The sequence below is a fragment of the Bradyrhizobium sp. F1.4.3 genome (assembly GCF_040548375.1).
Taxonomy (GTDB): Bacteria; Pseudomonadota; Alphaproteobacteria; order Rhizobiales; family Xanthobacteraceae; genus Bradyrhizobium.
Genome location: NZ_JBEPRN010000001.1, coordinates 1141197 through 1159941 on the forward strand (window position 1 = coordinate 1141197; position 18745 = coordinate 1159941).

17 protein-coding genes are annotated in these 18745 nt (G+C 65.7%); all 17 read left to right on the top strand.

Going from position 1 to position 18745, the window contains the following annotated elements; translation table 11 throughout:
• Positions 1-1089, top strand: a complete 1089-nt coding sequence (locus tag ABIB73_RS05605) for a branched-chain amino acid ABC transporter permease (RefSeq protein WP_354222050.1) — start codon at positions 1-3, stop codon at positions 1087-1089.
• Positions 1082-1864 (top strand): ABC transporter ATP-binding protein, encoded by a 783-nt coding sequence (locus ABIB73_RS05610; RefSeq protein ID WP_354222051.1) that lies wholly within the window; start codon positions 1082-1084, stop codon positions 1862-1864. Before ABIB73_RS05605 ends, ABIB73_RS05610 begins: the two co-directional genes overlap by 8 nt.
• Positions 1857-4073, top strand: a complete 2217-nt coding sequence (locus ABIB73_RS05615) for an ABC transporter permease (protein ID WP_354222052.1) — start codon at positions 1857-1859, stop codon at positions 4071-4073. The genes ABIB73_RS05610 and ABIB73_RS05615 overlap by 8 nt, the downstream gene beginning before the upstream one ends.
• Positions 4074-4076: 3 nt before the next feature.
• Positions 4077-4910: a phosphoenolpyruvate hydrolase family protein gene (locus ABIB73_RS05620; RefSeq protein WP_354222053.1), complete on the top strand. Its 834-nt coding sequence runs from the start codon at positions 4077-4079 to the stop codon at positions 4908-4910.
• A gap of 27 nt (positions 4911-4937) precedes the next feature.
• Positions 4938-7847 carry a flotillin family protein gene (locus ABIB73_RS05625; RefSeq protein WP_354222054.1) on the top strand — a complete coding sequence of 970 codons (2910 nt, stop codon included), beginning with the start codon at positions 4938-4940 and terminating at the stop codon, positions 7845-7847.
• Positions 7848-7857: 10 nt separating this feature from the next.
• Positions 7858-8295, top strand: coding sequence for an SRPBCC family protein (locus ABIB73_RS05630; protein ID WP_354222055.1), 438 nt, complete (start codon positions 7858-7860; stop codon positions 8293-8295).
• Between the two features lie 5 nt (positions 8296-8300).
• A complete protein-coding gene (locus ABIB73_RS05635) occupies positions 8301-8744 on the top strand; it encodes an SRPBCC family protein (RefSeq protein ID WP_354222056.1) in 444 nt (147 codons plus the stop codon).
• Position 8745: 1 nt separating this feature from the next.
• Entirely contained in the window at positions 8746-9564 is an 819-nt protein-coding gene (locus tag ABIB73_RS05640; RefSeq protein ID WP_354222057.1) for an FAD binding domain-containing protein, read from the top strand.
• Between the two features lie 6 nt (positions 9565-9570).
• Positions 9571-10047, top strand: a complete 477-nt coding sequence (locus ABIB73_RS05645; protein WP_354222058.1) for a (2Fe-2S)-binding protein — start codon at positions 9571-9573, stop codon at positions 10045-10047.
• A gap of 11 nt (positions 10048-10058) precedes the next feature.
• A complete protein-coding gene (locus ABIB73_RS05650) occupies positions 10059-11651 on the top strand; it encodes a xanthine dehydrogenase family protein molybdopterin-binding subunit (protein WP_354222059.1) in 1593 nt (530 codons plus the stop codon).
• Complete coding sequence (locus ABIB73_RS05655; protein WP_354222060.1) at positions 11652-12677, top strand: xanthine dehydrogenase family protein molybdopterin-binding subunit; 1026 nt, start codon at positions 11652-11654, stop codon at positions 12675-12677.
• A gap of 10 nt (positions 12678-12687) precedes the next feature.
• Positions 12688-13569, top strand: a complete 882-nt coding sequence (locus ABIB73_RS05660) for an AAA family ATPase (RefSeq protein ID WP_354222061.1) — start codon at positions 12688-12690, stop codon at positions 13567-13569.
• Entirely contained in the window at positions 13566-14687 is a 1122-nt protein-coding gene (locus tag ABIB73_RS05665; protein ID WP_354222062.1) for a vWA domain-containing protein, read from the top strand. The genes ABIB73_RS05660 and ABIB73_RS05665 overlap by 4 nt, the downstream gene beginning before the upstream one ends.
• Positions 14684-15568, top strand: a complete 885-nt coding sequence (locus ABIB73_RS05670) for an amidohydrolase family protein (RefSeq protein WP_354222063.1) — start codon at positions 14684-14686, stop codon at positions 15566-15568. The genes ABIB73_RS05665 and ABIB73_RS05670 overlap by 4 nt, the downstream gene beginning before the upstream one ends.
• A 30-nt stretch (positions 15569-15598) precedes the next feature.
• Positions 15599-16447: an MBL fold metallo-hydrolase gene (locus tag ABIB73_RS05675; protein WP_354222064.1), complete on the top strand. Its 849-nt coding sequence runs from the start codon at positions 15599-15601 to the stop codon at positions 16445-16447.
• A 65-nt stretch (positions 16448-16512) separates the two neighbouring features.
• Positions 16513-18087: an isochorismatase family protein gene (locus ABIB73_RS05680; protein WP_354222065.1), complete on the top strand. Its 1575-nt coding sequence runs from the start codon at positions 16513-16515 to the stop codon at positions 18085-18087.
• 3 nt (positions 18088-18090) lie between these two features.
• Entirely contained in the window at positions 18091-18717 is a 627-nt protein-coding gene (locus tag ABIB73_RS05685; RefSeq protein WP_354222066.1) for an FMN-dependent NADH-azoreductase, read from the top strand.
• Positions 18718-18745 lie beyond the last annotated feature (28 nt).

Here is an 18745-nt window from a genome sequence, read left to right on the forward strand (position 1 = left end):
ATGTCCGTCACCCACGACGCCCGCGTCCAGGTTCACAAGCCCGCCTCAACGGCTCAACGTCCGGCCGCTCGCGGGTGGCCTGACATCAACAATCCCGCGGCCTGGATCGTGGCGGTCATCCTCCTGATCATGCCGCTGATCGCCAACGGCTTCTTCCTGATCGAGATCTTTGCGACGACGCTGATCCTCGGCACCATCGCGCTCAGCCTGATGTTTCTCGCCGGCTATGGAGGCATGGTCAGCCTGATGCAGCTCACCATCGCGGGCTTCGCGGCCTACATGGTAGCGGTGTTCGGCGTCAGCGGCAACGCCAATATCAGCCTGGGCTGGCCGTGGTGGCTTGCCATCCCGACGGCGCTCACCCTCGCGACCATCTTCGGCACGCTCGGCGGCGCGCTCGCGGTGCGCACCGAGGGCATCTACACCATCATGATCACGCTGGCGATCGGCGCAGCGTTCTATTACTTCACCAACCAGAACTGGGCGATCTTCAACGGTCACACCGGGATCAATACCGTCGGGACGCCACACTTCTGGGGTGTCAATTGGCGCGATGATATTCCCTTCTATTACATCGTGCTCGCCGTCGCCGCACTCTGCTACTTCGCCGTCGACTATATCTCTCGTGCCCCGTTCGGGCTGGCGCTCCAGGGTGTGCGTGACAATCCGCGCCGCATGGCCGCGCTCGGCTTCAACGTCAATGCGCACCGCGTCGCGGCCTATGCAGTCGCCTCCTTCATCGCGGGCCTCGCCGGCGTGCTCCAGGTCTGGAACTACCGCCAGATCTCGCCGGGCTCGGTCAGTGTCGGCGCCTGCATCGACGTCCTGATCATCGCCGTCGTCGGCGGCATCACGCGGCCGATCGGTCCCTACATCGGCGCGCTGGTCTTCGTCTTCCTGCGCACTTTCGCGCTCGACTTCCTGGTCAAGATCGGGCTCGACGGCAACCGCTTCCGCCTGCTGATCGGGCTTGGCTTCCTCGCCATCGTGTTCTGGTCGTCGGACGGCGTCATCGGCCTCTGGCAGCGCTGGCGCCAGAGCCAGCGTCGACAAGCAGACCGCCCCGGCGGAGGACGCGGCCATGGATAGCGTCGCGCAACGCCTCTCCGCCGTCGGCGCCGGCGCGGCATTGGAGCTGCGCGGGGTAACGCGGCTGTTCGGTGCGCTCGCGGCCCTGACTGACGTTACCATCACCGTGCGCCCCGGCGAGCGCCGTGCTGTGCTCGGCTCCAACGGCGCCGGCAAGACTACGCTGTTCAATTGCATCACTGGCGATTTCCCGCCCTCGTCCGGCACCATCCGGTTCTTCGGCGAGGACGTCACGGATTTACCGCCCTACGAACGCATCCGCCGCGGGCTGCGGCGAACCTATCAGATCTCGGCGCTGTTTCCCGGCCTCGCCGTGCAGGACAATGTCTACCTCGCCTGCCGCGGCGTCTCGCGCGGACGGTTCTCGTTCCTGCGTCCCGGGCAGAACGACGCGCTGATGCACGCCGCCGATAGTCTGGTGCAGGCGGTGCATCTGACCGCGGTGAAGGACCGGCGCGTCGCCGAGCTCGCGCACGGCCAGCAGCGTCAGCTCGAGATCGCGCTGGCGCTTGCCGGCGCGCCGCGCTTCGTGCTGTTCGACGAGCCTGCCGCCGGCCTCTCGCCGACCGAGCGAGCCGAGCTGGTCGAGATCCTGACCTCACTGCCGGCCCATATCGGCTACATCATCATCGAGCACGACATGGACGTGGCATTGCGCGTCGTCGAGAGCGTGACGATGATGCACAACGGCCGCATCTTCAAGGAGGGCCTGCCGGAGGAGATCCAGTCCGACCCCGAGGTGCAGGAACTCTATCTCGGAGGCGGCCATGAATGAGGCTCGCCGCAGCGCCGCGGCCCTCGAGGTCCGGGGCCTCGACGTTTATTACGGCCACTCGCATGCGCTGCAGGGTGTCGACCTCTCGCTCGATGCCGGCGTGTTCTCGGTCGTTGGCCGCAATGGCATGGGCAAGACCACGCTGTGCAAGGCGATCATGGGCCTGGTGCCGGTCAGGGGCGGCTCGATCCGCGTCCGCGGCGAGGATATCACGCGCCGGCCGCCGGCCCACATCGCGCGTCTCGGCGTCGGCTATGTGCCGCAAGGCCGCCGTCTGTGGCGCTCGCTCAGCGTCGATGAGCATCTGCGGCTTGCCGGCGGAATGCGGGCCGGAGCCTGGACCGTCGAACGCATCTACGAGACGTTTCCGCGCCTCGCCGAACGCAAGGACCATGGTGGCGGCCAGCTCTCCGGCGGCGAGCAGCAAATGCTCGCGATCTCGCGCGCGCTCGTGACCAATCCGCAGCTCCTGATCATGGACGAGCCGACCGAAGGGCTCGCGCCCGTCATCGTCGCCCAGGTCGAGGAGATGCTGCTGCGGCTTGGCGACGACGACGACATTGCCGTGCTCGTGATCGAGCAGAACATCGGCGTGGCGACCGCGGTCTCGCGCAACGTCGCAATCATGGTCAATGGCCGCATCAACCGCATCATCGACTCGGCGCGGCTCGCCGCTGACCGCGAGCTGCAGCAGCGCCTGCTCGGCGTCGGGCTTCATGCCGAGCTTACGCCTGATCTCGACGTGCCCGCGGCCGGCGCAGAGGCGAAGGCGGCGCCACAGCACGCCCATCCTAACCGTCCGATCCGCATCTACATCTCCAACCCAACGTCGCCGACACGCTGGTCCCAACCCGCGCCGATCGCCAGGATCGAGGCGGCGGCGCGCACGCTCTCGACACAGGTTGCGCGCCTTGACGAGACGGCGCCGCGCAAGCGCGAGCCGGTGACGTCCCAGTCGTTAGGACCGCCAGTCGTCCTAGTCGTCGGCACGCTCGACACCAAGGGCACCGAGCTGCGCTTCATCCGCGACATCATCTCCGGTAGCGGGTTGCGCACGCGGCTGGTCGATGTCTCCACCAGCGGCAAGCAGGCAACTTGCGACGTCTCCGCGCAGGAAATCGCGCTCAACCACGGCCGCGGTGGCTCGGCCGTGTTTGGGCCCGATCGGGGCGTCGCGGTCACCGCGATGGCGGACGCATTTGCGAATTGGATAAGGCGGCAAGGCAACATCGCCGGCGTGATCTCAGCGGGCGGCTCGGGGGCGGCATCGCTGGTTGCACCGGGTATGCGCACCCTCTCCGTCGGCGTGCCCAAACTGATCATCTCATCCGTCGCCTCCGGCGATGTCGGGCCCTATGTCGGTCCTGCCGACATCACCATGATGCACTCGGTCACCGACGTTCAGGGGCTCAACTCGATCTCGCGCGCCGTGCTGTCGAACGGCGCTAACGCGATCGCCGGCATGGTCAAGGCGCGGCTCGATCACCGTGAGGCCAGGGAGCGGGCTGCGAGCGCAGGGCTGCCCGCGGTCGGCATCACCATGTTCGGCGTCACGACGCCGGCCGTCCAGAAGATCGCAGCCGATTTGCGCGCGGACTTTGAATGCCTCGTCTTCCACGCCACCGGCGTCGGCGGCTGCTCGATGGAAAAGCTCGTCGAGTCCGGCCAGCTCGCGGGTGTCATCGATCTTACCACAACCGAGATCTGCGACCTCCTGATGGGCGGCGTGTTTCCGGCGACGGACGATCGCTTCGGCGCGATCATCCGCACCCGCGTGCCCTATGTCGGCTCGGTTGGTGCGCTCGACATGGTCAATTTCGGCGCACCCGACACCATCCTCGAACGCTACCGCAACCGAAAATTCCACGTCCACAATCCCCAGGTGACGCTGATGCGGACCACGGCGGAGGAGAACGAGCGGATGGGCCGCTGGATCGGCGAGCGGCTCAACCAGATGGACGGGCCGGTGCGCTTCTTCCTGCCCGAAGGCGGCGTCTCCGCACTCGGTGCCCGCGGCCAGCCCTTCTGGGACCCCGAGGCCGACGCCGCTCTGTTCCGCGCGCTGGAACACACGGTGCGGCAGACCGGCAACCGCGAGCTCATCCGCGTCAAGCAGAACATCAACGACCCCGAGTTCGCCTCGACCATCGTGAGCGCTTTCCGAACGCTGTTCGGCCGCGCCGGGGCGCGCCGGAGAGTAGTGAGGTGACAGATGGTCCGGTTTGAACGCGCTACACTTTTGAGGCGGTTTCGCGAGATGGCGAAGCGCGGCGAGCCGATCGTCGGTGGCGGCGCCGGCACCGGCTTATCGGCCAAGTGCGAAGAGGCCGGAGGCGTCGATCTCATCGTCATCTACAATTCCGGGCGCTACCGCATGGCGGGCCGCGGCTCGCTCGCGGGACTCATGCCCTATGGCGACGCCAATGCCATCGTGCTGGAGATGGCCGGCGAAGTGCTGCCCGTCGTCCACACGACACCGGTGCTCGCGGGCGTCAACGGCACCGATCCGTTCCGCGACATGGACCTGTTCCTCGATCAACTCAAGGCGTTGGGCTTCGCCGGTGTCCAGAACTTTCCGACCGTGGGCCTGATCGACGGCGTCTTCCGCGCCAATCTCGAAGAGACCGGCATGTCCTATGCGCTAGAGATCGACATGATCGCCAAGGCGCGCGAGAAGGACCTGCTGACGACGCCCTACGTCTTCAGCGAGAACGAAGCCGCCGCAATGGCGATTGCCGGCGCCGATATCATCGTCTGCCATCTCGGGCTCACCACCGGCGGCACGATCGGCGCGCAGACCGCACTGAGGCTGCAGGACTGCCCGGCACGCATCGACATCTGGGCGTCAGCCGCGTTGAGCGTCAATCCGGACATTCTGGTGCTTGCCCATGGCGGTCCGATCGCGGATCCCGCGGATGCCGATTTCATCATGAAGAACACACGCCATTGCCATGGCTTCTACGGCGCCTCTTCGATGGAGCGGCTGCCGGTGGAGCGGGCGCTGACGGATCAGGTCCGCAAGTTCAAGGCGATCGGCGCGCGATGACGCCGAGACGATTAGAGGGAGCAAAACATGTCAGGGATCCTGATCGGCGAGTTAATCCTCTGGCTGATCGTCGCGATCATCGTGATCGTGGTTGGCGTCTACATCGTCAACTGGCTCTACCACCGCTCCTCCAAGGAGGTGTCGTTCGTCCGAACCGGCTTCCTCGGCGAGCGCGTGGTGATCAACGGCGGCGCCTTTGTGCTGCCCTTTATCCACGACTATACGCCGGTCAACATGAACGTTCTGCCAATGGGCATCGTGCGTTCCAAACAGGATGCGGTCATCACCCGCGACCGCATGCGTGTCGACATCGAGGCCGACTTCTATGTCCGCGTCCAAGCGACCCACGAAGCCGTGTCGATCGCAGCGGCGACGCTTGGCCGCCGCACCATGGAGCCGGAACAGCTCCACGCGCTGCTGGCCGGCAAGTTTATTTCCGCGATCCGCTCGGTCGCCTCCGAAATGACCCTGGAGGAAATGCACGAGCGCCGCGGCGACTATGTCACTCGCGTCAAGACCAATGCGGCCGAAGCGCTCGCCCAGAACGGACTCGAACTCGAATCGGTTGCGATCACCGATCTCGACCAGACCGACCTTGAGTTCTTCAACCCGTCGAACCGGTTCGACGCCGAGGGTCTGACGCGCCTGATGGAGGACATCGAGGCCAAGCGGAAGCTGCGCAACGACATCGAGCAGGACTCGATGATCAGGATCCGCACCCGCAATCTCGAAGCCGAGCGACAGGCGCTCGACATCGAGCGCGAGAGCGAGACCGCGAGGCTGGAGCAGGAACGCGACATCGAGATGCGCCGCGCGCTCCAGCGCACGGAAGTAGCCCGCGAACGCGCCCTGCGCGAGACCGAGGCCGAGCAAGCCCAGATCTCGGCGCGCGAAGCCATCGAGCGCTCGCGGATCGCAAACGAGCAGGCAATTGCCGAAGCCCGCATCGCCTCCGAGCGCGAGACCCGCCAAAAGGAGATCGAGCGCACCCGCACCATCGAGGAGAAGGAGCTGTTGGCGCGTGAGGAGATCGAGAAAACCCGGATCGCCAACCAGCGATCGATCGACACGACCCGGATCGCATCGGAGCGCGAGGTCCGCCAGCGCGAGATCGAGCGGATGCGTACCGTCGAGGAAGCCGAGATCGCGGCCCGCGAGTCGATCGAGAAGGCCCGGATACAGCAGGACCGCGTTGTCACCGACGCTCGTATCGCCAATGAGGAGGAGACACGCCGCCGTGAGATCGAGCGCACCCGCGCAGTCGACGAGGCCGAGATCGCCGCACGCGAAGCCACCGAGAAGGCCCGCATCGCGCAGACGATGATCGTCAATGTCGAGCGCATCTCCTCCGACGAACGCACCCGCGCGCTGGAGATCCAGCAGGTCCGCACCATACAGGAGGCCGAGATCGAGGCGCAACGCGCCGTCGAGGCCGCCCGCATTGCCCGTGAGCGAACGCTCGCCGCCGAGCGCATCGCCGCCGAGCAGAACACCCGCCAGCTGGAGATCGAGCGCAACCAGACGCTGGAAGTCGCCGGCATCGCCGCGCGTGAGATCACCGAGGCTTCGCGCATCGCGCAGGAGGAACGCGTCCGCTCGCTCGAGATCGCCCGGAACCGTGCCGTCGAGGAAGCCGACATCGCCTCCCGCGAGGCGATCGAGGCGGCCAGAATTGCGCAGGAGAAAACGGTTGCCGCCGAGCGCATCCAAGCCGAGCGAGACACGCGTTCGCTCGAAATCGAGCGCACCGGTGTACTGGAGGCGGCCGAGCTGAAGCGACGCGACGCCATCGAGCGCCAGCGCATCTCCGTCGATCTCGCCCTCGAAGCCGAACGGATCACCTCGTCCAAGAAACGCGAGGTGCTCAACATCGAGCAAAAGAGGGCTATCGAGATCGCCGACGAGGAGCGCGTCATCGCACTTTCCGCCAAGCGTTCCGAGCGCATCGATGCCGACCGCCAGGTCAAGCAGGCCGAGATAGTTGCCCGCAAGGAGGTCGAGACCACTGACGTTTCGCGCGAGCAGGCGCTGGAGGCCGCCCGGATCGAGCGCCGCCGTTCGATCGAGCAGCTCGAAGTGGCGCGCGTCCAATCACTGCAGGAGGCCGAGATCGCCTCCCGCGAGGAGGTCGAGCGCGCGCGCATTGCCTCCGACCGCGGCCTCGACGAAGCCCGCGTCGGCCGCGAGCGCGAACTGCGCAAGCTCGAAGTAAACCGTGAGAAGGAGGTCGAGACCGCTTTGATGGAGAAGGCGATCGCCATTCATCAGAAGTCGTTGGAAGAGTCCGCCGCCAAGGCGATGGCCGAAGAAGCGCGGATGCGAGCCACCGAAGCGACCGAGCGCGTCATCACCGCGCGCGAGAGCGAAATCGCGAAGCGGCGCAGAACGGTCGAGGTGATGCTCGCCGAAAAGCAAGCCGAGGAAACCCGCATTGCCGCCGAAGCCGAACGGGTCCGCGCCGCCGTCGAGGCCGAAGCGCAGCGCATGCTCAACGAAGCCGAGAATGTGCTCACCGACCAGGCGCGCTACTCGCTGTTCCGCCGAAAGCTGCTCGATCGGATCGAGGGCATCGTGCGCGAGAGCGTCAAGCCGATGGAGAAGATCGAGGGTATCCGCATCCTCCAGGTCGACGGCCTCAACGGCAACGGCCATGGCCGCAATGGCGGCCGCAGCGCCACCGACGAGGTGATCGATTCGGCGCTGCGCTATCGCGTTCAGGCGCCACTGATCGACTCCCTCTTGGCGGATATCGGCGTCGAGGGCGGTAGCCTCGCCAAAATGCCGGGCCTGATTCGCGAGGCGCGCGACATGCAGGGCATCAAGGAATCCGCGCGCAAGGGCGGCGGTGGGGGCGACAAGCCGGCCGCATCGCCCGCCTCTTCGGCCGAAGGCGGCGGCGAACCGCCGGCCGAACGCGGCCCGCGAAAGAAGAGCTGAGGTCTGCGCCATGCCCCGCGTCTACGTCTCCACCGTCGTCAATGCGCGCAACGACCGCGTCTGGGCGCGGGTGCGCGACTTCAACGGCCTGCCTAACTGGCACCCGGCGATTGCGGAAAGCCGCATCGAGGGCGGCGAGCCCTCGGACAAGATCGGCTGCGTCAGGGATTTTCGCCTGCGCAACGGCGACCGCATCCGCGAGAAGCTCCTGGGTCTCTCCGACTACGACATGTTCTGCACCTATTCGATCCTGGAATCCCCGATGGGCGTCGAGAACTACGTCGCGACCTTGCGGCTGACGCCAGTCACCGACGGCGACCAGACTTTTATGGAATGGACCGCCGAATTCGACTGCCCGCCAGAGCGGGAGACCGAGCTCGTCGGCAATATCGGCGGCGGCGTGTTCCAGGGCGGCTTTGATGCCCTGAAGCGTGTGTTCGGAGGCTGACGCTCGTGCCGCATATCGTCAAAAGCACGATCCTGGACGCGCCGACCGATGCGGCCTGGTCGATGCTGCGCGATTTCAACGGGCATGACCGCTGGCATCCGGCGGTTGCGACCTCCTCGATCGAGCGCGCGCAATCCTCGGACAAGATCGGCTGCATCAGGCGCTTCAGGCTCAAGGACGGCTCCGAGCTGCGCGAGCAGTTGCTGGCGCTGTCCGATCTCGAACAGACCTTCAGCTATTGCCTGCTCGATACACCGATCCCGATGTTCAACTACGTTGCTCATGTCCGCCTGCTGCCGGTGACCGACGGCGACCGCACGTTCTGGCACTGGGAGTCGCGTTTCACGACCAAGCCCGAGGATCGGGACCGCATCACCCAAATGGTCGCGGAAGACATTTACCAGATCGGTTTCGAGGCAATCCGCCGGCGTCTCAAAGAGGCAGCATAGCATGGCCGTGACAGTGAAGACCTTTGCCAGCGTTAGCGAAGCAGCCGGAGCGCTGTCCTCGGATCGCAGTGCGCGCTATTTCGGCGGCGGCACGCTGGTGATGCGCGCGCTGAATGAGGGCGATGTCTCGGTCTCGACCGTCGTCCGCGCCAGCGACCAGGCGCTGACCCGGATCGATGCATCAGGCCCGCGTGTCATGCTCGGGGCCGGCGTCACCTTCGCGCGCATCCTCGCCGAGCGCGATCTCGCCTTCCTGCACGCCCCTGCCCGCTCGATCGGCGGCCCTGCCGTGCGCAACATGGGCACAGTCGGTGGCAACCTCTTCGCGCCAATCCCTTACGGCGATTTCACCGTGGCGCTGCTGGCGCTCGACGCTACCGTCGCCGTGCAGGGCGGCTTTGGCTCGCGCGACGTTCCGATTGAGGAGTTTCTTCAGGCGCGCGACCGGCAGGCCGGCACACTGGTGCTGTCGGTGTCTTGCACCCGGCCGGCGAGTACCGAGGCGTTCCGCTATCGCAAGATCGCGCGCATCAAGCCGAAGGGCGGCTCCGTCATCACGATCGCCGCGCATCTGCCGATCTCTGGCGGACGCATCGCCGGCGCGCGGATCGCATTGGGCTCGATGGCGCCGACCCAGATCCGCGCCCGCGCCGCCGAGCGCGCGTTGGAAGGCCGCTCGCTGGATGCCGCTACGATCGGCGCGGCGGCTACGGCGGCAGCAGAAGGAACAGCGCCCGCGGACAACGCGCTCGGCAGCGCCTGGTATCGCCGTGAAATCGTCGGCGTGCATCTGCGTCGCCTCTTGTCCGGCCAGGAGTAGATCGCCATGTCCAAAATGCCCCTGCAATTTCGTCACAACGGCCGCGACGTCGCGATCTTCGTCGATGGCGGCACCAATCTCCTGGTCGCGCTGCGCGAGCTGATCGGCGATATGACGCCAAAATTCGGCTGTGGACAGGGCGGCTGCGGCACCTGTAGCGTGCTGATCGACGGCGAGCTTCATTTGTCCTGTCTGACGCTGGCGGAGACGGTTGCAGGTCGTTCCATAGAAACACTCGACGGCTTGAAGCAGGGTCCGAACCTGCATCCGCTTCAGCGCGCTTTCGCCGACAATTTCGCAGCTCAATGCGGCTATTGCACCCCAGGCATGCTGATGGCCGCGAAGGCCTTACTCGACCGCACCCCCGCTCCGAGCCGCGCCGACGTCGTCGAAGCAATCTCCGGCAACATCTGCCGCTGCACCGGCTACGAGCCGATCATCAATGCCATCCTCGCCGCCGCCGGCGGCCGGGCCAGCGCCTGAAGGACCTCACCATGCTGGAACTGCGCAAGGACATTTTCGCCGACGAGCGGGACGACAATCTGAAGGAGATCGGTAAGGGCACCCAGCGCCAGGACATGCTCGGCCATGTCACGGGCACATCGAGCTATTTCAACGATCATAATCTACAAGGCATGCTGCATCTAAAGGTCGCGCGCTCGACACAGGCGCACGCCAGGATCCGCCGCATCGACACCACCGAGGCCGAGCGCTCGACCGGCGTTCGCCGGATCATCCGCGGCGCCGACGTGCCGCGCAACCTCAACACGCTTCTGAGCCTGATCAATTTTGGCAAGGACGATGAGCCGTCGCTGGCGGTCGACAAGGTCCGCTACAAAGGCGAGCCTATCGTTGCGATCGTCGCCGATAGCGAACGCGAAGCATTCGAGGCGATTGCAAAGGTCAAGATCGACTATGAGCCGCTACCGGCGGTGTTCGACGTCGAAGAGGCGCTAAAGCCCGGCGCGCCCGTGGTCAACGAGACCTATCCGAAAAACACCTTCACCTATCACGACGTCTACGACCACCAGAAGCTCCGCTTTGGCGATGCCGACGCGGCGCTCGCGACCGCCGATCACGTGCTGGAACAGCGCTACCAGATGTCGCCGATCGAGCACGCGCCGACCGAAACCAACGGGGCGATCGCCGCGCCCGACACCAACGGCCGCTATGTGGTCTACACCTCGACGCAGGCGCTGTTTTTCTCTGTAGACACCTGCGCCAAAATCCTGGACGTGCCGTCCAACACCTTCCACTTCATCGGCGGCACCGTCGGCGGCGGGTTTGGCGGCAAGGTTGACACACTGACCGAGCCGCTCGCCATCCTCGGCGCTATGCTCACCGGGCGGCCGGTGCGGTACGTATTCGGACGCGAGGAAGAGATGCAGTACGGGCCGCCACGCGGCGCCGAGCGGATCTACATCAAGGACGGCGTGATGCGCGACGGCCGCGTTGTCGCCCGAAAGATCCGCGCCTATTTCGACAGCGGCGCCTATACCAGGCTGTCCAGCTACGCCGCCGTGAAATGCGCCGCGCATTTGCCGGGTCCCTACACTATCCCGAACGTCTATGGCGACGTCTATTGCGTCTTCACCAACCGTACCCCGGCCACCGCCATGCGCGGCTTTGGCGTCACCGCGGTAGATTTTGCGATCGAGTGCCAGATGGACAAGCTGGCAGACCTCGTCGGCATGGACCCAATGGAGTTCCGCATCCTCAACGCCTATCGCGACGGCGACATGAAGGCGCACCGGCGCGAGGCGAAGAACACGGCGCTGATCGAATGCGTCCAGGTCGCAGCCGAGAAGGCGAAATGGCCGCTCCGTGAGGAGTTCAAGCGCGCGTCCTCGCGCAAGGACGGCGGCGGCAGCCGCGCCATCATCCCGCTGACGCCGACGGAGTCGCGCAGCCGGCCGACCGCTCCGGCCCAGCAGCGCACGAGCTATGACCGGCTTCCGCCCACCGTCACCCGCGAACCGCCGCGCGAGCCGCCACCACCGGCCCCGCCGCCGTCCTCACCTCGGCCGGCCGCGCCCTCGCATGGCGCGACCCGCTTCTCCTCCGTCTTCGGCACCAGGAGGCGCTAGATGACCCGGCATCGCGGACGCGGCATCGCGTCGATCAACTATCCCATCGGCATGAACCTCGGCGGCGACCCCAGCCAGGCGCTGGTGCATTCCAACCCCAGCGGCAAGTTCACTGTGGCGCTGTCGTCCATCGACCTCGGCCAGGGCATGAAGTCGGTCACGCGGCAGATATGCGCGGAGACGCTGGGCGTGCCCGTCGAGGACGTCTATGTCGACACGGCAGACTCCGACACCGGCCCGCATTGCATGGGCTCGTTCGCCTCGCGCGGCACTCACCGCGTCGGAAATGCGGTAATGGCGGCTGCACGCGAGGCGCGCAGCGTTATGATGGAGGCTGCCGCCGAAGAGTTGGAAGTCAACGCCGCCGACCTCGAGGCCGACGGACGTGGCAACATCCACGTCAAGGGCGCGCCACACCGCTCGATTTCGACCAAAGACGTCGCCATTGCCGCGCAGTTCAAGCAGGGCAAGACGATCTCAGGCCGCGGCATTTTTCTTGTGCCGCTGTCCGACGTCGACCCAGAGACCGGCGAGATGTCCCCGGCGACTTGCTACGCGCATGCCTGCCTTGTCGCCGAGGTCGAGGTCGACGACGAGACCGGCGAGGTCTCGATGGTCCGGATGGACTCCGCCTATGAACTCGGTCGCGCGCTCAATCCGCGGCTGGTCGAGCAGCAACTCGTCGGCGGCGCCTGGATGGGTGTCAGCCACGCGCTGTACGAGACGCCGGAGCCGTACTATCCCGAAAAACCCATTCACGGCCCCCGCGACTTCGTCGAATATTTGATGCCCGGTCCCGGCGACATCTGTCCGCACGATATCTCCGTGCTGGAGCGCCCAGCTCCAGATGGGCCGTTCGGCGCCAAGGGCCCCGGCGAGATGTGCGCCAATCCCGTGCTGCCGGCCGTTGCCAACGCAATCTTCAACGCCGTCGGCGTGCGCATCGACGATCTGCCGATTACCCCGGAAAAAGTGCTGCGCGCGATCAAGTCCCAGGGCGGCGCGCGGCCGCAGGCGCGGCGCTGAGGTTTAGTCCATGGCCGTCCGCAGCAACATCGTCGGCATCGACACCCCGGAGGCGCTGGAGAAGGCGCTACGCGCGGCCTACTACCTCGCCGACGAAAGCCTCGCGACTGCGGCCTATCTCGGGCTCGCGCTCGGCAAGCCATTGCTGCTCGAAGGCGCCCCGGGCGTTGGCAAGACCGAGGCCGCGAAGGCGATCGCCGCCGTGCTCGGTCGCCGGCTGATCCGCCTGCAATGCTATGAGGGAATTGATGCCTCGGCCGCGCTCTACGAGTGGAACTATCCGCGCCAAATGCTTGCGATTCGCCAGGCCGGCGACGAGAGCATCGATATCTATGGCGAGACCTTTTTGATCGAACGGCCGATGCTGGCCACACTTCGTGCGCCCGACTCCACTGTGCTGCTGATCGACGAGATCGACCGCGCCGACCAGGAGTTCGAGGCCTTCCTGCTCGAATTCCTGTCAGACTTCCAGATCTCGATTCCCGAACGCGGCACAGTGCGGGCCGCGGAACGCCCGGTCGTCGTGCTGACGTCCAACCGCACCCGTGACCTGCATGAAGCCTTGCGGCGGCGCTGCGTCTATCACTGGATCGACTATCCGACCGCCGAGCGCGAGGCGCGCATCGTGATGATGCGGGCCTCCAGCGTGGCCGAAGGCACAGCCCGGGCCGTCGTGGCCGCCGTCGAGAAGCTGCGGCGCGAGCCGCTGAGCAAGGCGCCGGGCATCGCGGAAGCCGTCGACTGGGCCGAGGCGGCGACACTGCTACACAAGGGCGGCGCGCGCTGGCCGGAGGCCTTCAAACGCTCGATTGGCGTGGCACTCAAGGATGAGGAAGACCTGCATTTCATCTCGCCTCGGCTCGACGCGATGCTCGCGGAGGCGACCGCATGAACACCGAGCCGGAACTTCCGCGCGCTGCGCGCATCTTCATCTCCTTCGTGGCGCTGATGCGCAGGAATAATTTCTCCGTCGCGCCAGAGCAAACAACGTCATTCCTTGCGGCCATCGAACTGCTCGGCCCGCGCAGCATCGAGGACATCCGGCAGGCAGCCCTGGCGACGTTGGCGCCGCCGCCCGAGCGCCGCGCGACGTTCGACCGGCTATTTGATCTCCACTTCCGCGGCAATGAGGCAATCGAGCGCGTCGATGACGGCGAGGATGACGAGACCGTCCGGCTCCGGGAGGAAGGCCGCGGTGACGAGGAGCCCCTTCTCTCCGACGACGCCAATGAGTCGGGCCTGACAGCAACGCGCACCGAAGCGCTGGTCGAGCGCCGCTTTGCGCAACTCTCCACCACCGATGCCCTCCGCCGCCTCACGCGCGAGGCACCCAGGCGCCTTCCGCGGCGACGCGGCCACCGCCGCATGCGTGCTCGCCACGGCCCCTTTGCGGACCTTCGCCGCACCTTGCGCGACAGCGTCCGCAGCGACGGCGAGATCTTGCGGCTGGGGCACACGAAGCGGCGCCAGCGCCCACGAAAATTCTTGCTGCTCATCGATGTCTCCGGCTCAATGAAGAGTCGCACCGAAGAGAATATGAAGCTCGCGCATGTGCTGGTGCAGGCCGCACCCAATGTCGAGGTATTCACATTTGGCACCCGCCTCACCCGTGTCACCCGCGCGTTGCGGCTAAGGCGGCGCGAGCAGGCGCTGAACGCGGTCGCGCATCTCGTCAACGACTGGGACGGCGGCACCCGCATCGGCGATGCGCTGCAGGCCTTCCTCGCGGTGCCCCGGTTTGGCGGCTATGCGCGCGGCGCCGCTGTGATCATCGTGTCTGACGGACTCGAGCGCGGCGAGCCCGACGCACTGCGCGACGCGGTGGCGAAACTGTCGCGGCGCGCGTGGCGGGTGAGCTGGCTGACGCCGCTTGCGGCCGGTCCCGGCTTTCGCCCGCAGACCGAGGCACTCGTCGCGATAGAGCGCTACGTCGACGACCTCGTCGATGGTGGATCGAGCGCGTCGATCGTGGCGCATGTACTGGCATTGGGACGAAGGAGAGCTGCGTGACCGAGATTGTCGACGGGCATCATCACATCTGGCGACAGGCCGACCTGCCCTGGCTGACCGGCCCGATGCAGCCGCGCATCTTCGGTCCCTACGAACCGATCCGGCGCGACTATCCGATTCAGGAATATCTCGACGATCTCAAGGGTACCGGCGTCTCCCGCTCGGTCTACGTGCAGACCAACTGGGCCAACGACCGTTTTGAGGATGAGGCCGCCTGGGTGCAGCAAACGTCCAACGAACACGGTTGGCCGCACGCCATCGTCGCCTACGCCAATTTCGCCGTCGACGACGTGCGCCCGCAGTTCGACCGCCTGAAGCGTTATCCGCTGGTGCGCGGCGTGCGTATGCAACTGCACTGGCACGAGAGCCCGCTCTTTCGCTTCGCTGCAAAACCCGATCTCTGCGCCGATCCCCTGATCCGACGCAATGTCGCGCGGCTCGCCGATTACGGCTGGAGCTTTGACCTGCAGGTATTCACGCCGCAGATGCCGGACGCGGCAGACCTTGCCGACGCCTGTCCCAAGGTGACCTTCATCCTCCAGCATGCCGGCATGCTGGAAGACTCGTCGCCGGCGGGCCGCGCCGCCTGGCGCGCCGGGATGGCCCGGCTCGCCGCATGTCCGAACGTGGTCTCGAAGCTCTCCGGGCTCGGCACCTTCATCCATCGCAACGATCCCGCGCATATCGCGGCCGGTGTCACCGATACCGTGGCGATCTTCGGCGCCGAGCGCTGCCTGTTCGGCTCCAATTTCCCGATCGAGAAATTGTGGACCAGCTATCGCGAGCTCGTCGAGGCTTTTCGTGCGGCAGCCGCGCCGCGGACGACCGAGCAGCAGGACGCGATCTTCAGGATGACGGCGACACGCGTCTATCGGCTTTGACCGACAAGACAAGGACAGGGAGGGAAACGAATGGCGCTGGAGATCAAGATCCTGGACTATGGCGATATTGAGCTGGAATCGAGTTTTCTGGTTCTCGGCCGCGACTGCGGCCGCACCCGCCGCGTCCTGACCCTCGGCTTCCTGATCCTCGGCGGCCCCTACCCGGTCGTAGTCGACACCGGCTATCGCTCCAACCAGATCATGGAGACGCTGGGCATGCGCGGCCTGCAATACCACGAGCACATGATCGAGAACCAGCTGGCGCGCCATGGCGTGCGCATGGGCGACGTGCGCTTCGTCTGCCACACCCATCTGCATATCGACCACGCCGGCAAGGACGATCTATTCCCGATGAATACGACCGTCGTCCTCAATCGCAAGGAGCTCGAATATTCCGTCTCCGGCCTGATGCATCCGCAATACCCGGCGCCCGATATCAAGCACCTGATCGACCGGCTGCACACCAAGAGCGCGCTGCGCTTCCTCGACCTTGAGATCACCGGCCCGATCGAGCTGATGCCCGGCGTCTATTGCGACGCCGCCAACGCGCATACCGAGGGCTCGATGAACATCATCGTCGAGACGGCCGATGGGATCGCGACCATCTGCGGCGACGTGATCTACGACTTCAACGACCAGATCGTCACGCCCTTCAACGAGATCCACGACTGGGAGCCGCGCACCACCGGCAACCACGGCACCAGCAAGCGGGCCGAGAAGGCGTCAATCAAGAAGCTCCTGAGCAATTCACGTTACCTGCTTCCGGTGCATGACAGGCCAGCCAAGATCGAGGGCGGCCTGGTCGTCGGACGACTGCACGACCAGGTCCCCGGCCCGATCGTGCAATCGCTGCCCGCACGCAATTGGTTCCCGGCCTGACCGTTCACGCATGATCCGGAAAGCCGTTCCACACTTTTCCGCATCATGCTTCTGAGGATTGACTAATGACGCACGTCACCCTGCGCTCCGAGTTCGAGACCCTGATCGACCCCTACGCGCCAATCGCGCAGATCGGCACCGGCTTCGACTTCACGGAGGGACCGATCTGGCATCCGGTCGATCACTATCTGCTGTTCTCGGACATGCCTGGCGACGTGCGGCGGCGCTGGGACGCGCGGCGCGGCGTGGTCGAGGTCAAGCGCCCGTCGAACAAATGCAACGGCATGACCTACGACGCCGACCTGAACCTAATCGTTTGCGAGCACGCGACCTCGTCGCTGATCCGCGAGCGGCGGGATGGCCGGCGCGAGGTGCTGGCCTCACATTTCGGTGGACAGGAGCTCAACAGCCCCAACGACGTCTGCGTGCACTCCTCCGGCGCGATCTATTTCTCCGACCCTTGGTATGGTCGCATGCCGGTCTATGGCGTCGAACGCCCGCGGCAGCTCGGCTTCCAGGGCGTCTACCGGGTCGTACCGGGCGGCGAGCCGAAACTTGTGGTCGAGCGCAACTTGTTCGATCAGCCGAACGGGCTGTGCTTCTCGCCGGACGAAAAGCTGCTCTATATCAACGACACCGTGCAGGCGCTGATCCGCGTGTTCGACGTCAATGCCGACGGCACGTTGTCGAGCGCGCGCGTGTTCGCAAGTGGCATCCGTTCCGAGTTGGAGCCCGGCCTGCCCGACGGCATGAAATGCGACCAGCACGGCAATGTCTGGGTCACCGCGCCCGGCGGCGTCTGGGTCTATTCACCGCGCTGCGAGCTGCTCGGGAAAGTCCGCGTGCCCGAACTCGTCGCCAACCTCGCCTGGGGCGGGTCGGACTTCCGCACGCTGTATCTGACCTCGACGCATTCGGTCTATGCCGTCCCGACCAAGGCCGGTCCGCGCCACGAGCCCTATATGAGCGGCAAGCGCGGCAGTGGGGCCTCGAGCGCCGGGCCCGCGGCCGCAGCTGCGATCCATGCCGACGGCGAGATGCGGCTCGATCCGCAGCGCTGCGCCATGATCATCCAGGATCTTCAGAACGACGTCATCATGGATGGCGGCGCATTCGCCGAATCAGGCGCCCCAGATCATGCGAAGCAGCAGCATGTGGTCGAGAACGTCCGGCGCTTGGCGGAGGCAGCTCGCGTCCACGGCGTCACCATCATCCATGTTTGGTTCGTGGTCGAGCCCGGTGCACCCGGCGTGACGTTGAACGCGCCGCTATTCGAAGGTCTGGTCGACAGCAAGGCGATGGTACGCGGCAGCTGGGGCGCGGCACCGGTCTCAGGCCTCGAACCGCGGCCCGGCGATTTCGTGGTCGAGAAGATGCGGATGAGCGCCTGGGAGGGCACCCGGCTCGAGACCATCCTCAAAGCGACCGGGCGCGACATGATCATCAACACCGGCGCCTGGACCAATATGTCGGTCGAGCACACCGCGCGTACCGGTGCCGACAAGGGCTATTTCATGATCGTTCCGGAAGACTGCTGCTCGACCATGAATGCCGATTGGCACTCTGCCTCGATCAACTTTGCCATGCAGAACGTCGCCGTCGTTACCAGTGCGGACGCCGTCATCAGAGCGCTGGGATGAGCGGTGGCAAAGCTCCTGCATCTGTCCTGCTCGCCGCGCGCCGACTCCGAGTCGAGTGCCGGGGCGCGCGTCTTCCTTGACGGGTTTCGCCAGGCGCGGCCCGACTGGGACATCGACGCCGTGGATCTCTGGCGCGAGCGACTGCCGGAGTTTTCCGGTCCCATTGTCGAAGCCAAATATGCGCGCATGAAAGCGCAGGCCTTCAACGACGCGCAGCGGGATAGCTTTGCCGAGGCCGAGCGGTTGGCATTGCGCTTTTCGCTTGCCGATCGCGTGCTGATCTCGACACCGATGTGGAACTTCGGCATCCCCTACAAGCTGAAGCAGTGGTTCGATATCGTCATCCAGCCCGGCCTGACGTTCCGCTTCGACCCCGCGCAGGGATATCTCCCGCTATTGAAGGACCGACCGACCATCGTCATCCTCGCTTCCGGCAGCGATTTTGCGACAGGCATGAACCGTGGCCGCATCGATATGGCAACACCTTACTTGCGCGAGGCGCTCCGCTTCATCGGCGTCAGCGACGTGCGCTTCGTGCCGATCGGACCGACGACGGGGCCGACCGAGCCGATCCGCGCTGCGCGCGAGACGGCGTATCGACGACTCGGGGAGATCGCTACGCGGTTTTGATCGATTGGCCCCGTACCACGCTTTCTAC

Excerpts from the sequence above, each read along its gene's own strand:
- ABIB73_RS05605 (WP_354222050.1), top strand. The coding sequence starts at position 1 with ATGTCCGTCACCCACGACGCCCGCGTCCAGGTTCACAAGCCCGCCTCA.
- ABIB73_RS05610 (WP_354222051.1), top strand. The coding sequence starts at position 1,082 with ATGGATAGCGTCGCGCAACGCCTCTCCGCCGTCGGCGCCGGCGCGGCA.
- ABIB73_RS05615 (WP_354222052.1), top strand. The coding sequence starts at position 1,857 with ATGAATGAGGCTCGCCGCAGCGCCGCGGCCCTCGAGGTCCGGGGCCTC.
- ABIB73_RS05620 (WP_354222053.1), top strand. The coding sequence starts at position 4,077 with ATGGTCCGGTTTGAACGCGCTACACTTTTGAGGCGGTTTCGCGAGATG.
- ABIB73_RS05625 (WP_354222054.1), top strand. The coding sequence starts at position 4,938 with ATGTCAGGGATCCTGATCGGCGAGTTAATCCTCTGGCTGATCGTCGCG.
- ABIB73_RS05630 (WP_354222055.1), top strand. The coding sequence starts at position 7,858 with ATGCCCCGCGTCTACGTCTCCACCGTCGTCAATGCGCGCAACGACCGC.
- ABIB73_RS05640 (WP_354222057.1), top strand. The coding sequence starts at position 8,746 with ATGGCCGTGACAGTGAAGACCTTTGCCAGCGTTAGCGAAGCAGCCGGA.
- ABIB73_RS05645 (WP_354222058.1), top strand. The coding sequence starts at position 9,571 with ATGTCCAAAATGCCCCTGCAATTTCGTCACAACGGCCGCGACGTCGCG.
- ABIB73_RS05650 (WP_354222059.1), top strand. The coding sequence starts at position 10,059 with ATGCTGGAACTGCGCAAGGACATTTTCGCCGACGAGCGGGACGACAAT.
- ABIB73_RS05655 (WP_354222060.1), top strand. The coding sequence starts at position 11,652 with ATGACCCGGCATCGCGGACGCGGCATCGCGTCGATCAACTATCCCATC.
- ABIB73_RS05660 (WP_354222061.1), top strand. The coding sequence starts at position 12,688 with ATGGCCGTCCGCAGCAACATCGTCGGCATCGACACCCCGGAGGCGCTG.
- ABIB73_RS05665 (WP_354222062.1), top strand. The coding sequence starts at position 13,566 with ATGAACACCGAGCCGGAACTTCCGCGCGCTGCGCGCATCTTCATCTCC.
- ABIB73_RS05675 (WP_354222064.1), top strand. The coding sequence starts at position 15,599 with ATGGCGCTGGAGATCAAGATCCTGGACTATGGCGATATTGAGCTGGAA.
- ABIB73_RS05680 (WP_354222065.1), top strand. The coding sequence starts at position 16,513 with ATGACGCACGTCACCCTGCGCTCCGAGTTCGAGACCCTGATCGACCCC.